This window comes from Pleomorphomonas carboxyditropha, assembly GCF_002770725.1.
GTDB classification, from domain to species: Bacteria; Pseudomonadota; Alphaproteobacteria; order Rhizobiales; family Pleomorphomonadaceae; genus Pleomorphomonas; species Pleomorphomonas carboxyditropha.
The window spans coordinates 1-694 of record NZ_NQVN01000077.1 but is presented as its reverse complement, the minus strand read 5'-3'; the positions used below and the strand labels follow the sequence as shown (position 1 = coordinate 694).

The 694-nt window shown below is 64.3% G+C and carries 1 protein-coding gene; it reads right to left on the bottom strand.

The window, feature by feature from the left end:
* Positions 1–694, bottom strand: a 694-nt coding sequence (locus CJ014_RS27300; protein ID WP_118847954.1) for an aldehyde dehydrogenase family protein, incomplete at both ends; no start/stop codon positions are given.

Sequence of the window (694 nt, the reverse complement as noted above, 5' to 3'; positions counted from 1 at the left end):
GTGCTGACGGCCTTCTTGGCGTCTTCCTCGGAGAACCAGACCGAGGTGACCGACTTGGTCTCGGTGAAGAAGGCGACGCCATCCTTGCCGAGCGTATGCAGGTCGCCGAAGAACGACTGCTTGTGGCCGGAGAACGGGAAGATCGAGAACGGCACGGGAATGCCGACGTTGATGCCGACCATGCCGCCGTCGGTCCGCTTGGCGAACTCGCGGGCGTGACGGCCCGATGTCGTGTAGATGCACGAGCCGTTGGCGAACCGGTTGGCATTCATGATGGCGAGGCCTTCCTCGAAGTCCTTGACCCGCTTGATCGACGTCACCGGTCCGAAGATCTCTTCCTCGCCGACATAGGAACCGGGCTTGACGTGGTCGAGAATGGTCGGGCCGACGAAATAGCCGTCCTCGTATCCCGGCACCTTGACGCCACGGCCATCGAGCACCAGCGTCGCGCCTTCGTCCACGCCGCGCTGAATGGCCTTCTCGATCGATTCCTTCTGTCCCGCCGAGATGACCGGGCCGAGCTGCGAGCCGGCGACATAGGCCGGGCCGAGCTTCAGCTCCATGGCCAGCTTCTTGAACAGCGCCACGAACTCGTCGGCGATGCTCTCCTGGACGCAGACCACCGGCAGGGCCATGCAGCGCTGGCCGGCGCAGCCATAGGTCGAGTTGATGATGCCGCGCACCGTGCGCTCCA